This is a genomic window from Streptomyces chartreusis NRRL 3882, from assembly GCF_900236475.1.
GTDB classification, from domain to species: Bacteria; Actinomycetota; Actinomycetes; order Streptomycetales; family Streptomycetaceae; genus Streptomyces; species Streptomyces chartreusis_D.
Map to the genome: position 1 here is coordinate 2,012,533 of NZ_LT963352.1, position 15,592 is coordinate 2,028,124.

14 protein-coding genes are annotated in these 15,592 nt (G+C 72.3%); 6 read left to right on the forward strand and 8 right to left on the reverse strand.

Going from position 1 to position 15,592, the window contains the following annotated elements:
* Positions 1 to 18 precede the first annotated feature (18 nt).
* Positions 19 to 1,563, forward strand: coding sequence for an LCP family protein (locus SCNRRL3882_RS08985; protein WP_029180765.1), 1,545 nt, complete (start codon positions 19 to 21; stop codon positions 1,561 to 1,563).
* On the opposite strand, the gene mgtA is transcribed toward SCNRRL3882_RS08985, so the two are convergent.
* Both mgtA and SCNRRL3882_RS08995 read right to left on the reverse strand, forming a co-directional pair.
* Positions 1,554 to 4,064, reverse strand: a complete 2,511-nt coding sequence (gene mgtA, locus SCNRRL3882_RS08990) for a magnesium-translocating P-type ATPase (RefSeq protein WP_010034190.1) — start codon at positions 4,062 to 4,064, stop codon at positions 1,554 to 1,556. The two genes, SCNRRL3882_RS08985 and mgtA, sit on opposite strands and share 10 nt — an antisense overlap.
* Positions 4,054 to 4,401: an ArsR/SmtB family transcription factor gene (locus tag SCNRRL3882_RS08995; RefSeq protein ID WP_010034188.1), complete on the reverse strand. Its 348-nt coding sequence runs from the start codon at positions 4,399 to 4,401 to the stop codon at positions 4,054 to 4,056. Before SCNRRL3882_RS08995 ends, mgtA begins: the two co-directional genes overlap by 11 nt.
* Positions 4,402 to 4,733: 332 nt before the next feature.
* On the opposite strand from SCNRRL3882_RS08995, the gene SCNRRL3882_RS09000 reads away from it, so the two are divergent.
* The 5 genes from SCNRRL3882_RS09000 to SCNRRL3882_RS09020 all read left to right on the forward strand — a co-directional run bounded on the left by SCNRRL3882_RS09000 (position 4,734) and on the right by SCNRRL3882_RS09020 (position 9,755).
* The gene (locus tag SCNRRL3882_RS09000) at positions 4,734 to 5,744 is read left to right on the forward strand and encodes a substrate-binding domain-containing protein (RefSeq protein ID WP_010034184.1); all 1,011 of its coding nucleotides are present in this window, start codon (positions 4,734 to 4,736) and stop codon (positions 5,742 to 5,744) included.
* A gap of 194 nt (positions 5,745 to 5,938) precedes the next feature.
* Positions 5,939 to 8,377 (forward strand): nitrate- and nitrite sensing domain-containing protein, encoded by a 2,439-nt coding sequence (locus SCNRRL3882_RS09005; protein ID WP_029180764.1) that lies wholly within the window; start codon positions 5,939 to 5,941, stop codon positions 8,375 to 8,377.
* A gap of 14 nt (positions 8,378 to 8,391) precedes the next feature.
* Positions 8,392 to 8,823 carry a roadblock/LC7 domain-containing protein gene (locus tag SCNRRL3882_RS09010; RefSeq protein ID WP_010034179.1) on the forward strand — a complete coding sequence of 144 codons (432 nt, stop codon included), beginning with the start codon at positions 8,392 to 8,394 and terminating at the stop codon, positions 8,821 to 8,823.
* A 1-nt stretch (position 8,824) separates the two neighbouring features.
* Positions 8,825 to 9,184, forward strand: a complete 360-nt coding sequence (locus tag SCNRRL3882_RS09015) for a DUF742 domain-containing protein (protein ID WP_010034175.1) — start codon at positions 8,825 to 8,827, stop codon at positions 9,182 to 9,184.
* Positions 9,171 to 9,755, forward strand: a complete 585-nt coding sequence (locus tag SCNRRL3882_RS09020; RefSeq protein WP_010034173.1) for a GTP-binding protein — start codon at positions 9,171 to 9,173, stop codon at positions 9,753 to 9,755. The genes SCNRRL3882_RS09015 and SCNRRL3882_RS09020 overlap by 14 nt, the downstream gene beginning before the upstream one ends.
* A 58-nt stretch (positions 9,756 to 9,813) precedes the next feature.
* Here SCNRRL3882_RS09020 and SCNRRL3882_RS09025 read toward each other — a convergent pair whose 3' ends face one another.
* From SCNRRL3882_RS09025 to SCNRRL3882_RS09050, 6 genes are all read right to left on the reverse strand, one after another.
* Positions 9,814 to 10,773: an ABC transporter substrate-binding protein gene (locus SCNRRL3882_RS09025; RefSeq protein WP_418952365.1), complete on the reverse strand. Its 960-nt coding sequence runs from the start codon at positions 10,771 to 10,773 to the stop codon at positions 9,814 to 9,816.
* A gap of 102 nt (positions 10,774 to 10,875) precedes the next feature.
* Complete coding sequence (locus SCNRRL3882_RS09030) at positions 10,876 to 11,541, reverse strand: ABC transporter permease (protein WP_010034167.1); 666 nt, start codon at positions 11,539 to 11,541, stop codon at positions 10,876 to 10,878.
* Complete coding sequence (locus SCNRRL3882_RS09035) at positions 11,538 to 12,236, reverse strand: ABC transporter permease (RefSeq protein WP_010034154.1); 699 nt, start codon at positions 12,234 to 12,236, stop codon at positions 11,538 to 11,540. The genes SCNRRL3882_RS09030 and SCNRRL3882_RS09035 overlap by 4 nt, the downstream gene beginning before the upstream one ends.
* Positions 12,233 to 13,354, reverse strand: a complete 1,122-nt coding sequence (locus tag SCNRRL3882_RS09040; protein WP_010034151.1) for an ABC transporter ATP-binding protein — start codon at positions 13,352 to 13,354, stop codon at positions 12,233 to 12,235. Before SCNRRL3882_RS09040 ends, SCNRRL3882_RS09035 begins: the two co-directional genes overlap by 4 nt.
* 80 nt (positions 13,355 to 13,434) lie before the next feature.
* Entirely contained in the window at positions 13,435 to 14,892 is a 1,458-nt protein-coding gene (locus SCNRRL3882_RS09045; RefSeq protein ID WP_010034149.1) for a sensor histidine kinase, read from the reverse strand.
* The gene (locus SCNRRL3882_RS09050) at positions 14,889 to 15,587 is read right to left on the reverse strand and encodes a response regulator transcription factor (protein WP_010034146.1); all 699 of its coding nucleotides are present in this window, start codon (positions 15,585 to 15,587) and stop codon (positions 14,889 to 14,891) included. The genes SCNRRL3882_RS09045 and SCNRRL3882_RS09050 overlap by 4 nt, the downstream gene beginning before the upstream one ends.
* Positions 15,588 to 15,592 lie beyond the last annotated feature (5 nt).

Below are 15,592 nucleotides of genomic sequence, written 5' to 3' on the forward strand. Positions count from 1 at the left end.
AGAGGCAAGCAGACGCCGATGACGGTCACCAGCAACCGGAGGACGGAGCCGCCGCGGCACAGGGCCAGGGCCGCCGCGCGGGAGCACAGGCGACGGCGCGGTCGCCGCCGTGGCCGCGGCCGCGGCATACGGGTGGGCCTCGTCGTCTGCCTGGCCCTGCTCGTGCTCGCCGCGGGCGGCGCCGGCTGGCTGTACCTGAAGCTGGACGGCGACATCAGCACCTTCGACTCGGGCGGTCTCTCCGACAACCGCCCCGAGGCCGGCTCGTCGAAGGGCGAGAACGTCCTGGTCATCGGCTCCGACACCCGCACCGGCGGCAACGAGGCCCTGGGCGGCGGCGACAAGGACGACGTCGGCCGCTCCGACACCGCGTTCCTGCTGCACGTCTACGCCGACCACCGGCACGCCATCGCCGTCTCCATCCCCCGCGACACCCTGGTCACCATCCCGCCGTGCAAGCTGCCCGACGGCAGCTGGACGAAGGCCCAGCCGGACACGATGTTCAACGCGGCGTACTCGGTCGGCCAGACCGCCAAGGGCAACCCCGCCTGCACGCAGAACACCGTCGAACAGCTCACCGGGCTGCGCGTCGACCACACCGTCGTCGTCGACTTCAAGGGCGTCGCCCGGCTGACGGACGTGGTGGGCGGCGTCAAGGTGTGCCTGCCGCAGGACGTCTACGAGAACGACCTCAACCCGCACCTCACCGCCCCGGGCAAGCTGCTCTTCCACAAGGGCGAGCAGACCGTCGCGGGCCAGAAGGCGCTGGACTACGTCCGCATCCGGCACGGCATCGGCGACGGTTCCGACATCGGGCGGATCAAGCGCCAGCAGGCGTTCGTGGCGAGCCTGCTGAAGGAGGTGAAGAGCAAGGGCCTCACCCCGACGCGGCTGCTGCCGCTGGCCGAGGCCGCCACGAAGTCGCTGACCGTCGACCCCGGCCTCGGCTCCGCCGACAAACTGATGTCCTTCGCGATGTCCCTGAAGGACATCGACCTGCACAACACCAAGTTCGTGACCTTGCCCTGGCGCTACGAGGGTTCCCGGGTCGCGATCGTGCAGCCGGACGCCGACGCCCTGTGGGCCGCACTCAGGGCCGACCGTACGATCGACGGCAAGAACGCCGGCGGAAAGAAGACCGGAGCATCGGGATCTGAGGCGTCCGCCTCCCCCACGCCGGTCTCCGGTGAGGGCATCGACGTCGCCGTCTACAACGGCACCTCCGTCCCCGGCCTGGCCGCCCGCGCCGCCGCCGCTCTCACCGCGGACGGCTTCACCGTCACGGGCACGGCGACGGCGTCCGCCCAGGACCACACCACGACACTGGTCGAGTACGGCCCCGGCCTCGAGGACCGGGCCCGGACGGTGGCGGCCGCCTTCCCCGGCGCGGAACTCCAGCCCGTGACCGGCAGCGGAATCAGCGTCGTGCTGGGACAGTCGTACGCGGACGGCCCGGCGGCGGCCGCGTCCGCGTCCCCGGCTCCGACCGCCGTACCGTCCGAGGTCGCCGACGGGGCCCGGTCCGCGGACGACAACCCTTGCTCGAACCTCACCTATGGCTGACGCCGCCGGTACCGGACCCGGGCCGCCGTCAGGGCCAGGGCGTACAGGCAGAGGACAACGGCCGGCAGGAGGTAGTACGCGGCGGGCAGGGCCGTCATGCCGAGGGCCGCGCCGAGGGGACTCGGCGGCAGCAGCAGGCCGACGGCGGCGAGGCCGGCCGCCGCGAGGCCGACCGGGCCTGGGGCACGGCTCCCCTCGGCGCGCCGGCCGGTGCGCAGGAGCAGCATCACCAGGGCCTGGGTGAGCAGGTTCTCGGTGAACCACGCGGAGTGGAACACGGCTTCGTCGTCGAAGGCGTCGGGGCCGTCGAGCGCGAGCGCGAGCACGGCGAAGGTCGCGAGGTCGGCGACCGCGTTGAGCACGCCGAAGCCGGTGACGAACCGGAGGAAGGAGCGGGGCCGCAGCACGGCCGGACCGCGCAGGGCCGCCGCGCCGGGACGGTCGTGGGCGAAGGCGAGCTGGGCCGCGTCGAAGCACAGGTTCTGGGCGAGCACCTGGGCGGGGAGCATCGGCAGGAAGGGCAGGAGCAGGCCCGCGGCGAGCATCGCGACGACGTTGCCCAGGTTGGAGGAGAGCGTGACGCGCAGGTACGAGGCGATGTTGCCGCTCGCGTGCCGGCCGGCGGTGATCGCGTGGCCGATCGCCGTGAGGTCCTTCTCGGCGAGGACGAGGTCGGCGCTCTCCCGTGCCACACCGACGGCGGAGCGGGGCGCGAGGCCGACGTCGGCGGCACGCAGCGCGGCCACGTCGTTCACCCCGTCACCGAGGAACCCGACGGTGTGCCCGGCGGCGCGCAGGGCGGCGACCACCCTGGCCTTGTCCTCGGGGGTGCAGCGGGCGACGACGGTCGCCTCGCCGGCGGCCTCGGCGTCTGCCAGTTGTGCGGCGGTCCGTACCTGCCCCGGGTCCAGGCCGAGTTCCCGGCAGGCCCGGGCCGCGGTGGCGGGGTGGTCGCCGGTGAGGACCTTCACGGTGACGCCGCGGTCGGCCAGGCCGCGCAGGGCCTCGGCGGCGGTCGGGGCGAGGGCGTCCCGGAAGGTCACCAGGCCCCGGAAGGTCAGACCCCGGGTGCCGGGCCCGGGCGCACCGGCAGGGCGGTCGGCCGTGGCGACGGCCAGCACCCGCAGCCCGGCGTCCGCCTCCCGGGCGGCGAGCGCCAGCAGCCGGTCGCGCTCGCCGGGCTCCGTCGTACAGCGCTCCACCACGGCCTCGGCGGCGCCGGTGACGACGACGGTCTGACGTCCGAGGGAGCCGCGTACCACCGCCGTCGAGAAGCGCCGTACCGGGTCGAACGGCACGGCGTCCACCCCGTCGTGCTCCTCGCCCACCGGCCCGGCCGCCTCCAGCAGGGCCGCGTCGAGGGCGTCGGGCGCGGGCAGTTCCGCGAGCTGCAGGGTCCACCAGGCACCGACGGCGGCCCAGCGCAGCACCTCCGGGTCGTCCCGGCCGACCGGGCCGAGGGACCGCTCGACGACCGGCCGGTCCTGGGTGAGGGTGCCGGTCTTGTCGACGCAGAGCACGTCGACCGCGCCCAGGTCGTGCAGCGCGGGCAGCCGTTTGACGATGACGCCGTGGGTACGGGCGAGCAGGGCGGCGCCCCGGGCCAGGCAGGTGGTGACGATCACCGGCAGCATCTCGGGCGTCAGCCCGACGGCGACCGCGACGGCGAAGGGCAGGGTCTCCAGGCCGCGGCCGCGCAGTGCGGCGTTCGCCATCAGCACGAGGGGCGGCGTCAGCAGCATGAAGCGGATCAGCACCCAGGAGATGCCGTGCACGGACCGGTCGAAGGCCCCGCCGTCCCGGCGCGCGGCCGGCTGCCGGTGAGCGGCGGCGAACCGGGTGTCGCCCCCGGTCGCGACCACGACGGCGGTTGCGCTGCCCGTGGCGACGGTACTGCCCTGGAAGCACAGCGGGGAGTCGTCGGCCGCGCCGGATCCGGCCGACCCCTCCACCGCCCGCTTGTCCACCGGCGCCGACTCCCCGGTGAGGGCGGCCTGATGCACCGTGAGCCCGCGGGCACGCAGCAGTCGTACGTCTGCCGGGACGAGGTCGCCGGGGCCGAGGCGGAGGACGTCGCCGGGGACGAGTTCCGTGACCGGCACCTCGCGGGGCCGGGGCGGCTCCCCGGCGGTGTCGCGCCGCAGCACCGTGGCCGTGCCGGCGACCAGTTCGCGCAGGGCGGTCATGGCACGGTCGGCCCGGTGCTCCCCGCTCGCGCGCAGCACGCAGCTGACCGCGACCAGGGCGAGGATGACCACCGCGGTGCCCCAGGAGGCGACGGCGGCGGACACCAGGCCGAGGCAGAGCAGGACGGCGGTGAAGGGGTCGCGCAGGGCGTGCGCGCACCGGCGGGGCCAGGACGGCGTGCGCCGTTCCGGCAGGGTGTTCTCGCCCTGGGTGATCAGCCTGGCCGTGGCCTCGGTCTCGGTCAGTCCCCGGGGCCCCGACTCCAGCCGCCGCAGCACCTCCAGGGTGGTGCCCCCGGGGGTCTCAGAGGCCATGGAGGCGGCGGCGCGGCGGCGCCGCGCGGTCGGTGAGGCGGCCCACCATGAGCCGTACGACGTCGACGACGTCGGGGTCGTCCACGTAGTACACCTGCCGGCGGCCCTCGCGGCGGGAGCGGACGAGTCCGGCCAGCTTCAGCTTGGTGAGGTGCTGGCTGACCGCGGGCAGCGCGCCGCCGACCCGCTCGGCGAGCCCGGTCACGTCGCTCTCGCCCTGGGCCAGCGCCCAGACGATGTGCAGCCGGGCGGGCGAGGCCAGCAGCCCGAAGGCCGCGGCCGCCTGGGCGAGCACGTCGGCGGGCGGGTCCTCGAAGCCACTGCCGGCTGCCGCCACCGTCGCCGTCCCTTCCGTCGCCTCCGTCGTCCTGCGAGCCGCACCAGTTTAGGCGGCCCCGGCAGCCGCCTCGGGAGGTCCTTCCCATGGATGACGTCGGCCCCGAACCGCATGGACGGTATGGAAAACCAGGGGATGACCTCCACTGTTCGACCCGTCGGACAGATCATCACGATGCGGCACCATCAACTCACGGCAGGTGGCTGCTCACTTGACGCCCAGTGGTCACACACGGTTGGCTCCGGGCCAGCGAGAGTCATCCGGTCCGTGCTCACGGCCCGTCTGTGCTCTCACCCTGCTCTTGCTCGGCCGCACAGCGAGGTCCGCCCCTCATGAACACTCCTCCCCCGCCGCACACCTCCGCGAGACTCACCCGTGTCGCGGCCCTGGTGTCCGCCGTGTGTCTGCTGGTGGCCGGCTGTTCCGTCCTCGGCGCGACCGACGACGGGTCGGACGCGGACCCGGTGGGCGGTGCGGGCGGCGGGATGAAGGTCGCCCTGGTCACGCACGGCGGCAAGGGCGACGCCTTCTGGGACCTGGTGCGCAGGGGCGCCGAGACGGCGGCCGCCAAGGACGGCGTCGACCTGACCTACGCCAGCGACGCCGACCCGGCCGCGCAGGCCACGCTGGTGCGGGACGCGGTCCGCGACAAGGTCGACGGCATCGCGGTGACGCTCGCCAAACCGGCGGCGATGCGGGGCCCGATCGCCCAGGCCAAGGCGGCCGGCATACCCGTCGTGGGGCTCAACTCCGGTATCGACGCCTGGCGGCCGGCGGGCCTGCTGGAGTACTTCGGCCAGGACGAGTCCGTCGCCGGCCGGGCCGTCGGCGACAAGCTGGACGAGGTCAGGGCCAAGCACGCCCTGTGCGTCGTGCACGAGCGGGGCAACGTCGCGCTGGAGGCCCGCTGCGCCGGTGTGCGGAAGACCTTCGACGGCGAGACCGACAACCTGTACGTGGACGGCACCGACATGAAGGCGGTGACCGCCACGATCGCGTCCCGGCTGCGGCAGGACTCCAGCATCGACGAGGTCGTCACCCTGGGCGCCCAGTACGGGCTCAGCGCGGTCGACGCCGTCAAGCAGGCCGGCAGCAGGGCCAAGGTCGCCACCTTCGACCTCAACAAGGACGTGGTCAAGGCGGTCCAGGGCGGCAACGTGCAGTTCGCCGTGGACCAGCAGCCCTACCTCCAGGGCTACCTCGCGGTGGACGCCCTGTGGCTGTACCGGACCAACGGCAACATCAGCGGCGGCGGGGCGGCCCCGGTGCTCACCGGCCCCGCGTTCGTGACCAGGTCCAACGTGTCCGCGGTGGCACGGTTCGCCGCCGCCGGGACCCGGTGACCGGGCACTTCCTGTGACGGTGTCGCCAAAGATTCGGTCAGGCCCGGCCCCTGCGGTCACTTGTACGGATAACATCCTGCGCATCCCATGTGCCGTAACCGGCACACGAACTCCCCCGCGTCCGTCCCCCACCCCCCTCCCCGACCGTTCCGCCTCCCCGTTGCTCGCTCCCCGCTGATCGCCCTAGGACGACGATGTCTCGACGGACAGGTACCCGGCGCCGTCTCGGTTCCATACGCCTCTCCCTGGTGCTCCTGGCCCTGGTGCCCAGCGTCACCCTCGCCGCCATGTGGGGCGTGACGACCATCCAGATGTTCTCGGAGGGGCTTCGGCTGCGTGACCAGACGGAGCTGAGCCGGTCGACCGGTGCCATGGGCACCGACGCGACGCTCGCCCTCCAGCGGGAACGCAGCCTGTCGGCGGCCTGGCTGGCCTCGCCGCGCGGCTCCCGGGCCGCCCTCGACGCGCAGCGCGAGCAGACCGACGCGGCGGTCGCGAAGCTGGTCGGGCAGGCGGACGCGATCGAGAAGGCGCCCTCCCGCATATCGGACCGGCTGTACTCGGTGCTGGGCTCGGTGGGCAGCCTGGAGTACTACCGCGACCAGGTGGACCACCCGACCGACATCACCGCGCAGCAGGCGCTGGACCAGTACTCCTCGATCATCGACGACCAGATCCACGCCTTCCAGGAGCTCTCCCAGGTCGACGACGGCGACCTCACCTCGCAGGCCGGTCCGCTGGTCGCCCTGGAGCACGCGGCGGAGCTGGTCTCCCGCGAGGACGCGCAGCTGACCCTGGCCTGGCCGTCCGGGCACCTCGACGACAAGGCCTGGGTGCAGTTCACGGAGCTGGTGAACACCCGGCGCTGGCTCGTCCAGGACCAGATCGTGCCCCAGCTGACCGGCAGTGCCAAGGCACAGACCGAGCGGATCCTGGCGAGCCCGGAGTGGCAGACGCTCCAGTCCGTCGAGGACCAGGTGCTGGCGGCCCGGAACTCCAGCGCCGCCGCGGACCGGATCGCCCTGCCGAACAGCCAGAAGCGGTGGAACGCCGCCATGGACAAGCTGTCCGAGCACTACGCGAGCCTGATCCAGCGGCAGACGACGGGCCTGCTCGAACGCAGCGCCGACAAGGCGGACGCACTGCTGATCAAGGCGGGGATCCTGAGCGCCGGCGGGCTGCTCGCGCTGCTGGTGTGCGTCGGCATGTCCTGGCGGATCACCCGCTCGCTGTCCCGGCGGCTGCGCGGCCTGCGCCGGGCCGCCGTCAGCCTCGCGCAGGAGCGGCTGCCCGACGTGGTGGCCCGCCTCGACCGGGGCGAGACGGTCGACCCGGAGTCCGCGACGACCCCGCTGGACTACGGGCACGACGAACTCGGCCAGGTGGCCCAGGCGTTCAACACCGCCCAACGCACGGCCGTGCACACCGCCGTCGAACTCGCCGACACCCGGCGCGGCTTCCAGAAGATCATCCTGGGCATCGCCCGGCAGAGCCAGAACCTCGTCAACCTCCAGCTCAGCAAGCTCGACACGCTGGAGCGCGAGCACACCGACCCCGACATCCTCAAGGGCCTGTACGAACTGGACTCGACGGCCAGCCAGTTGCGCCGCTACGAGGAGAACCTCGTCATCGTCAGCGGCGAACGGCCCGGCCGCAGCTGGACCGAGCCGGTCGCACTGATCGACATCCTGCGCAGTGCGGTCGGCGAGGTCGCCGAGTACCAGCGGGTGGAGGTGCACACCGAGGAGGAGGTGTACGTCGCACCGCCCGCGGTGGCCGACGTCATCCATCTGCTGGCCGAGCTCATCGACAACGCCACCGCGTACTCGCCGGCCCCGAGCCCCGTCACGGTGCGGGCCGGGATGGTCGCCAAGGGCCTGGCCGTCGAGGTCGAGGACCGCGGCCTCGGCATGTCGGAGGAGGACTACGCGTCCTTCAACGAACAGCTCGCGGTCCCCCCGCAGTTCGACGTGGTGGCGCTCGCCGACGACCTGCGGCTCGGCATGTTCGTGATAGCCCAGCTGGCCCACCGGCACGGCATCGCCGTCACCCTGCGCTCGTCGCCGTACGGCGGGACCACGGCGATCGTGCTGATACCGCACGACGTCGTGGTGCGGGAGGTCCCGGAGGCCGGTGCGCGGGACGCCAAGGACGGGACGGACGGGCGGAGTGCTGTGGACGAACCGGGTCCGGTCGACGGGCGGAGCCCGCTGGACGCCAAGAAGGCCGAAGATGCCGACGATGCCACGGCCGCCGAGGAGCCGGAGGGTGCCGCCGGGACCGCGCGCGAGCCCCGGCCCCTCGTGTCGGTCCGGGCCGCCACCGCCCCTGCCGCCGCGCCCGCCGCCCGCGAGGTCATCCCCCGCCGGGACGGTCTCGCCCCGCTCCCCCGCCGGGTGCCGCAGACGAGCCTGGTGGAGGAACTGCGCGAGGAGTCCGCGCCCGTCGGCGACGACGGCTCCCCCGACGACTTCACCGCGGAGGCAGCCGCATCGTCCCTGGCCGGCTTCCAGCGCGGCACGCTCCGGGCCCGTGACGACGACGCCGAGCCGCCGTACGACGAGGACGCGGCCGCACCACCCCGGCAGGCCGCGGCCGAACCCGTCCCCTCGACTCCGCCCGCCGACCGCTGACGAAGGACACCGCAATGACACGCCCCATCCCCGCCACGCACACCCAGCTCGACCAGCTGCTGACCGGACTCGTGGAGCGGGTCGCCGACGTGAACCAGGCCGTGGTGCTGTCCGAGGACGGCCTGGTGGTCAGCAAGTCCACCGGATTCCTGCGCGACGACGCCGAGCGGCTCGCGGCGACGGCGTCCGGCCTGATGAGCCTCAGCAAGGGCGTCAGCATGGACTTCCGGGGCGGTCCGGTGCGCCAGGCGCTCATCGAGATGGCCAACAGCTATCTGATCCTCACCTCCGCCGGTCCCGGCGCCCACCTGGTCGTGCTCACCGGGCCCGGCGCGGACGTCGGTGTGGTGGCGTACCAGATGAACATGCTGGTGAAGAAGATCGGCGAGCACCTCAGCGCGGCACCGCGGGGCGTGGCCGGCCCCGTCGTCGACCCAGGCGTGTGAGGTGGCCGGAGGCGACTCGGCGGGGCGGCTCGTACGGCCGTTCGCGCTGACCGGTGGCCGGACCCGGCCCAGCCGCGCCGACTTCACGCTCATCGCGACGGTGACCGCGGTCGATCCGCAGCCCACGGCGGCGGCCCGGTGCCAGCCCGAGCACACCCGGATCCTCCGGTTGTGCGCCGAGCCGATGGCCGTGGCGGAGCTGGCCGCCCGGCTCGACCTGCCGGTGAGCGTGGTCGTCATCCTGCTCTGCGACCTGCTGGAGGCGGGCCGGATCACCGTCCGTCCGCCCCGCCTCGTATCCCGTACCACTCCGGACCTGGACCTGCTGAAGAAAGTGAGGGACGGCCTTGGCCGGCTCTGACGTCGCCACCGACGCGTCCTCGGCACCCGACACGGTCAAGATCCTCATCGCCGGCGGCTTCGGCGTGGGCAAGACCACCATGGTCGGGTCGGTCAGCGAGATCGCCCCGCTGCGCACCGAGGAACCCCTGACCATGGCAGGTCTGGGCGTCGACGACCTGGACGGTATCGAGGAGAAACGGGCCACCACCGTGGCCCTGGACTTCGGCCGGATCACCATCAGCCGGGACCTGGTGCTGTACCTGTTCGGTACGCCGGGGCAGCAGCGGTTCTGGTTCATGTGGAACGACCTGGCCCTCGGCGCGCTCGGTGCCGTGGTCCTGGTCGACGTCCGCAGACCCGAGTCCAGCTTCGCCGCGATCGACTTCTTCGAACGCCGGGGCATCCCGTTCGTCGTCGGGGTGAACGGCTTCCACGGGGAACACCCGTATCCGGCCGAGGACATCCGGGACGCACTCGCGGTGCCGGAGCACGTGCAGGTGCTGCTGTGCGACGCGCGGGACCGCGAGTCCTGCCGGGACGTGCTGATCGCCCTGATCGACCAGCTGATCGCAACAGCGGTGCAGGGCTAGGGCGTGTCCGCAAGGTCGCGGGGCAGGCGGGACCTTGCGGACACCCCCTGGGGGAGGGTCAGTCCAGGCCCGCCGACTTCAGCCACGCCTTGGCCACGTCCAGCGGGTCCTTCTTCTCCAGCTGCACCTGCGCGTCCAGTTCGAGCAGCGCCTTCGTGTCGAGCTTCGCCGAGACCGCGTCGAGCGCCTCGACTCCCTCCTTGGACAGCTCGCCCTTGCGGACCAGCGGCTGCACGTTCTGGAAGCCGAAGAGGTTCTCCGGGTCCTTCAGGACGACGAACTTCTCCCGGGCGATGGTCGGGTCGGTGGTGAAGACGTCCGCGGCCTGCACGGTGTTCTTCTTCAGCGCCGCCTGGGTCAGCGGCCCGCCCGCGTCGAGGGACTTGAAGGACTTGAACTCCAGCCCGTACACCGACTTCAGGCCCGCCAGGCCCTGGTGCCGCGTCTGGAACTCCGGCGAGCCGCCGAAGACCAGGTCCTTGGCGATGTCCTTGAGGTCGCCGATGGAGGAGTCCGAGGTGAGCTCGTACTTCTTCGCGGTCTGCGCGTTGAGGGTCACGGAGTCCTTGTTCTGCGCGGCCGAGGGCTTCAGCAGCTCCAGCTCGGAGTCGAGCTTGCCGTTGATCGCGGTCGTGGTCTCCTCGACCGTCTTCGGCTTGGCCTTGGCGTCGAGGTACGCCAGCAGGGAGCCGTTGTACTCCGGCAGCACGGTGATGGTGCCGTTCTTCATCAGACCGTACGTGGTCTCACGGCTGCCGATGTTGGGCTTGTAGGTGACCTTGATGCCCTTGGCCTTGAGGGCTTCGCCGTAGATGTCGGCGAGCAGGATGCTCTCGGCGAAGTTGTTGGAGCCGACCACGACGGTGCCGCTCTCCGCTCCGCCGCCCTTGAGCGGGTCGTCGGAGGTGCCTCCGGAGGAACAGCCTCCGAGAAGAGCTGCCGTCGCGGCGAGCGCGACTGCGGCCGCGCCGGGGTGCCTCGTGATGGACCGGGTGCTGCTCTTCGCCGTAGTAATCACCCATTGATCCAAGCCAGCCCATATTCGGTCAGTCAAGAGCAGCCTGGTCACCAATCGGCGTCGATGTGCGGCGGATTGCGGCAGCCCGCGTCCCCGTGCGTCTCAACTCCTGCGCACGCCCGGCGACACCGCGACCCGTGCCACCGCCCAGAACAGCGCGAGCGTGACCAGCGCCAGGACGGCGACCAGCGTCGCGCCGCCCACCACCTTCTCGTAGTCGCGCTGGTAGAGGCCGTCGACGATGTACCTGCCGAGGCCGCCCAGGCTGACGTACGCGGCGATGGTCGCCGTCGACACGATCTGGATGGCCGCCGAGCGCAGGCCGCTGAGGATCAGCGGCAGCGCGACCGGCAGTTCGACCTGGAAGAGGATCCGGGACTCGTGCATGCCCATGCCGCGGGCGGCGTCCACCGGCGAGGGGTCGACGGACCGCATCGCTTCGTAGGTGGTGACCAGGATCGGCGGGACGGCGAGGACGACCAGCGGGATCATCACGGGCAGCATCCCGAAGCCCAGCAGGGTCGTCATCAGCACCAGCAGGCCGAAGCTGGGCAGGGCCCGGCCGGCGGTGGCGACCAGGGACAGGGCGTTCCCACCGCGCCCGTAGTGGCCGGTGACCAGGCCGATCGGCAGTCCGATGGCGGCGGCGAGGGCGAGCGCCTCCAAGGTGTACTGGACGTGTTCCCCGAGGCGGGCCGGGATGCCGTCGTAGCCCTGCCAGTGGGCGCTGTCGCTGAAGAAGGAGTTGACGAAGTTGAGTACGTTCACCGGTCTGCGTCCTTGAGTGCGGGCGCCTGCTTGCGGCCGGCCGTGCCGCTGGGCATCCAGGGCGTCAGCAGCACGCGCACGAGGACCAGCAGGGCGTCGACGAGGATCGCCAGGAGGGCCGTGGTGATCACGGAGTTCCAGGTCAGTTCGGGCCGGTTGTAGATCTGGGCGTCGTGCAGCAGGTTGCCGAGCGCGCCCTGGTTGCCGATCAGCATGCCGACGCTGACGAGGGAGATGCTCGACACGGTCGCCACCCGCAGGCCGGCGATGATCGCCGGGACCGCGATCGGCAACTGCACCTGGAAGTACCGCCGTACGGGCCCGAAGCCCATGGCGGTGGCCGCGGACAGGGTCTCCTGCGGCACCGAGCGCACCCCGTCGACGATCGCCGGGACGAGCACCACCAGGCTGTACACGGCCAGCGGGATCATCACGGTGAGTTCGGTCTGCCCGGTGTAGTCGATGAGGACGACGAAGAACGCCAGCGACGGGATGGCGTACAGCACGGTCGTGACGCCGAGGACGGGCGGGTAGAGCCAGCGGAAGCGCACGCAGAGCTGGGCGGTCGGCAGCGCGAGGAGCAGTCCGGCGGCGACCGGCAGCAGGGCCTCTCTCAAGTGCAGTCCGACCAGCCCGATCCAGCTGTGCTGGAGGTCGCTCGGGATGTCGAAGAAGTCGTGGAGGAAGTCGCTCATCCGGCGACCTTCTCGTCGTCGCGCCCCGCCGCGTGGGCGGTGCGGATCGCCTCGCCGATGGTGGCTTGCGAGACGACGCCGGTCACCCGCCCGCCGGTGTCCACGGCGACGGCCCAGCCGGTCGGCGACAGCACCGCGCAGTCGAGGGCGACCCGCAGCGAGTCGGTGCCGGGCACGAACGGCCGCCCGTGGGACAGCAGCCGGTCCGGCCGGATCTCCCCCGCGACCAGGTCACGCGGGGCGCTCCAGCCGAGCGGCCGGCCGTCCGCGTCGGTGACCAGGAGGTAGGGGGCGTCGGGGGCGGCGATCTGCTCGGCGGTGGCGTCGAGCGGGATCACCGGGTCGCTCGTCAGCTCGAGCGGTGCCGACGGGAAGAACGACAGCCGCCGGATGCCGCGGTCGCCGCCGAGGAAGTCCTCGACGAAGGCGTCGGCGGGGCTGGACAGCAGTTCGGCCGGGGGCGCGTACTGGGCGAGGTGGCCGCCGGTGCGCATCACGGCGACCATCGTGCCGAGCTTGATCGCCTCGTCGATGTCGTGGGTGACGAAGACGATGGTCTTGCCCAACTCGTCCTGGATGCGCAGCAGTTCGTCCTGGAGTCCCTTGCGCACCACCGGGTCGACCGCCGAGAACGGCTCGTCCATGAGCAGCACCGGCGGGTCGGCGGCCAGGGCCCGGGCCACGCCGACGCGCTGCTGCTGGCCGCCGGACAGCTGGTACGGGTACCGCTTGGCGAGCGCGGCGTCGAGCCCGACCCGCTCCATCAGCTCCGCTGCCCGTGCCCGGGCCTTCTGCTTGCCCCAGCCGAGCATGCGGGGCACGGTCGCGATGTTGTCGACGATCGTGCGGTGCTGGAAGAGGCCGGCGTTCTGGATGACGTAACCCATGGACCGGCGCAGGGTGGTGACGGGCTGCCGCTGGATGTCCTCGCCGTCGAGGAGGATCGTTCCCTCGCTCGGTTCGACCATTCTGTTGATCATCCGCAGGGTGGTCGTCTTGCCGCAGCCCGACGGTCCGACGAGGACGGTGATCGAGCGGTCGGGTATCTCCAGCGAGAGCCGGTCGACCGCCACCGTGCCGTCCGGGTACCGCTTGGTGACTGAATCGATCCGTATCAAGACGCCGGGGCCCTTCGGTTGGCGGAGACTTTTGGCCATGGTCGTACGGGCTGTTGCCGGTCGAGTCTAGAGGGCGCGTCTCAACGGTCCGTAAGACCCGTCTCCTTCAGCGGCAGGCGCACGGTGAACACCGTCGCCCCCGGTTCGCTGTTCAGCTCGATCCGGCCGCCGTGGGCCCGGACCAGGGACTGGGCGACCGCGAGGCCGAGACCGCTGCCGCCGCGGTCGCGGCTGCGGGCCTTGTCGACGCGGTAGAAGCGGTCGAAGACGCGCTCCTGGTCCTCGGCCGGGATGCCGGGACCCGCGTCGGCGATCCGGACCAGGGCGGTGTCGGAGGCGACGGTGACGTCCACGGACACCGGCGTTCCGGGCGGGGTGTGCACGGCGGCGTTGGCGAGCAGGTTGTCCAGGACCTGCCGGACGCGCTGCGGGTCCAGTCGCACCGTGAGCGCCGCCGGGCCGGTGGTCACCGTCAGCGGGTGGTCCGGCCGGCCGGCCCGGAAGGCGTCGGCGGCCTGCTGGACCAGCTCCACCAGGTCGGCGTCCTCCAGCCGCAGCGGCGCCTCCGCCTCCGCCGCGTCCAGCCGGGCGAGCAGCAGCAGGTCGTCCAGGAGGATGCCCATCCGGGCGGCCTCGGCGCGCAGCCTGGCCAGGTGCCGGTCGCGTTCCTCGGGGGCGTTGGCGGCGGCGTACTGGAACAGGTCGGCGTAGCCGCGTACCGACATCAGCGGGGTGCGCAGCTCGTGCGAGGCGTCCGCGACGAACCGGCGCAGCCGCTGCTCGGCCTCCGCGCGCACGGCGAGGGAGTCGTCGATGTGCTCCAGCATCGTGTTGAAGGCGGTCCGCAGCTCGTCCACCTCCGGGCCGCCGTCCCGGCCGTCGGCGCGCAGCGGCAGCCGGGCCGCCGACTCGGTCAGGTCGTGCGAGGCGATGCCGTGCGCGGTGGACGCCATGTCGCTGAGCGGCTTCAGCCCGCGGCGCAGCATCCGGCGGCCGAAGACCACCAGCGCGAGCAGCGCGAGCGCGAAGGTGACGACCTGGATGGTGATCAGCTGCCCGACCGTGTCCTCGATGTCCGCCATGGGCGCGGCGCTGACCAGGACCACCCCGGGCTCGACCTCGCAGGCGCGCAGCCGGTAGGTGCCCGCGCCCCTGAGGTGCTCGGTGCGCAACAGCTCCTTGTGCGCGGCGGTCTGGGCCGAGGCCAGGGCGGCGAAGTCGTCGACGTCCTTCGGCAGATCGGCCGGATCCTCCGGTCTGCGGAGCTCGGGCGGTCCGTTGGACACGTCGTACACGGCGTAGAACCAGCTGTAGTACTTCTTGCCCGAGAGCGTGCCGTAGTCGGCGATGCTCTTGGACTGGGCGATCTGGGCCTGCGCCAGCTGGGTGTCGAGCTGGGCCGACAGGTAGTCCCGCATGTACGTGGTGAGGGCCGTGCCGACGACGGCGAACACGACCAGCGACAGGGCGCCGAGGCCCAGGGCCAGCCGGGTGCCCAGGCGCATCCTGCGGTAGGCCCGCCGCAGCCGGGTGATCACTCGGAGGCCTGCCGCAGTACGTACCCGAATCCCCGCACGGTGTGGATCAGCGGCGCGCCGCCGTCGTCCGTCTCGTCGAGCTTGCGGCGCAGCCGGCTGATGACCAGCTCGACGACGTTGGAACGGCCGCCGAAGCCGTACTCCCACACGTGGTCGAGGATCTGCGCCTTGGTGAGCACGGTGGGCGACTTGCGCATCAGGTAGCGCAGCACCTCGTACTCGGTCGGGGTCAGCGACAGCGCGTTCTCGCCGCGCCGCACCTCGCGGGTGTCCTCGTCCATGGTCAGATCGCCGACCTGGAGCACGGACCGCTGGAAGGCGGGGCCGGCGCTGCGCCGCAGCACGGTCCGCAACCGGGCCATCAGCTCCTCCACGGCGAACGGCTTGACCAGGTAGTCGTCGCCGCCCCGGGTCAGGCCCGCGACCCGGTCGGCGACGCCGTCGCGCGCGGTGAGGAACACCACCGGCACCATCGTGCCGGAGGCGCGCAGCCGGTCCAGGACGCCGAAGCCGTCGACGCCGGGCAGCATCAGGTCGAGCACCACGATGTCCGGGTGGAACTCGGCGGCCCGCTTCAGCGCGTCCTCGCCGGAGTACGCGGTGACCGCCTCCCAGCCCTCGTAGCGGGCGACGGTCGCGACGAGGTCGGCGATGGGCGGGTCGTCGTCGACGACGAGGAGTCGTACTTTTTCCACCCGCT